2 protein-coding genes are annotated in these 1,376 nt (G+C 45.8%); both read left to right on the top strand.

All coding sequences use genetic code 11. The annotated features are described in order from the left end of the window. A partial coding sequence (locus A3735_RS23340; RefSeq protein WP_068638758.1) for a sigma-70 family RNA polymerase sigma factor occupies nt 1–512 on the top strand: 512 nt, incomplete at its 5' end. 74 nt (nt 513–586) lie between these two features. Continuing rightward, the coding region (locus A3735_RS23335) for a serine/threonine protein kinase (RefSeq protein ID WP_068638756.1) at nt 587–1,376 on the top strand (790 nt) is incomplete at its 3' end.

Below are 1,376 nucleotides of genomic sequence, written 5' to 3'. Positions count from 1 at the left end.
CCCAAGCACAGGAAGAGCTGCCCTATCGTACCTGTGCATACGAAAAGCTTATTCGAAAATACGAAAAGCTGGTCTTTCATATTTGCCTGAAGATGCTCGGAAATCGTGATGATGCTGATGATGTATCGCAGGAAGTCATGCTTAAAGTTTTCCACTCGCTAGTCAAATTCGAGGGTCGCTCCAGTTTTAAAACCTGGATCGCTAGAATTGCCACGAATACCTGCTTGAGTGCTGCAGACAAGCGTAAACGCACCCGAGAACTGCAAGCAATGTTAACAGATGATCCAAGCCAAGAAAGAACAAGCACCATCAACACCACAAAACGCGACCTCGATAGCGCAATGCAATTATTAGCACCTAAAGAACGAGAAATTCTAACCCTACGTTACACAGCAGAATTACGCATCGAAGAAGTGGCCGAAGTCTGTGACCTAAAACTAAGTGCTACTAAGATGCGCCTTTATCGAGCTCAGGAAGCACTGAAAGAGCACATGAAAGCATATCAACACTAAGTCCGCCACTAAGCCGCCTCCCATGCTACAATAGCGGTATTTAACCTAGACGATTCTCTAAGAGACAAGACACCTTGAGTTCACCTGATAACGAACATCCTTACGCACAACTTACACCCGACTTCGTACTCGACGCAGTCGAGTCAATCGGGCTATTTAGCGACTCTCGCATCCTTAGCCTTAACTCATATGAGAACAGGGTCTATCAGGTAGGAATTGAAGATGGCACGCCTATTATCGCTAAGTTTTATCGCCCCCAACGCTGGACGACTGAAGCCATTCTTGAAGAGCATGAATTTACCAGAAGCTTGCTAGAAAACGACATATCTGTCGTCCCACCGATGCTAATAAATGGCAGCACACTTCACGATTACCAAGATTTCCGTTTTGCATTATTTAAGCGCCAAGGCGGATATGCACCCGAGATTGAAATACCCGACACACTCTACCGAATCGGTTGTAACATCGGCCGAATACACCAGGTCAGTAACGCAGAAACCTTTAAGCACCGTCAAAACTTTTGCATCGAAAACTGGGCGATCAAGAGCAGACAGTTCTTGCTAGACAACGACTTTCTATCCAGATCGCTTCGACCGGCATACGAAACCTTAAGCCAAGACCTGATAGATAAGATGCAACATATATGGAAGAGCTGCCCATTCAACCCGATTAAACTTCACGGCGACTGCCACATTGGCAATATTCTTTGGCGTGAAGACCAAGCACACTTTGTCGATTTTGATGATTGCCTGAATGGCCCTGCAATTCAGGATCTATGGTTGATGCTTTCAGGAGACCGGCATCAACAAACCCAGCAAATGATCGAGCTGGTTGAAGGCTATGAAGAGTTCTGCGAGTTTGATA

The sequence above is a fragment of the Oleiphilus sp. HI0061 genome (assembly GCF_001635675.1).
This window is presented reverse-complemented; position numbering and strand designations above follow the sequence as displayed.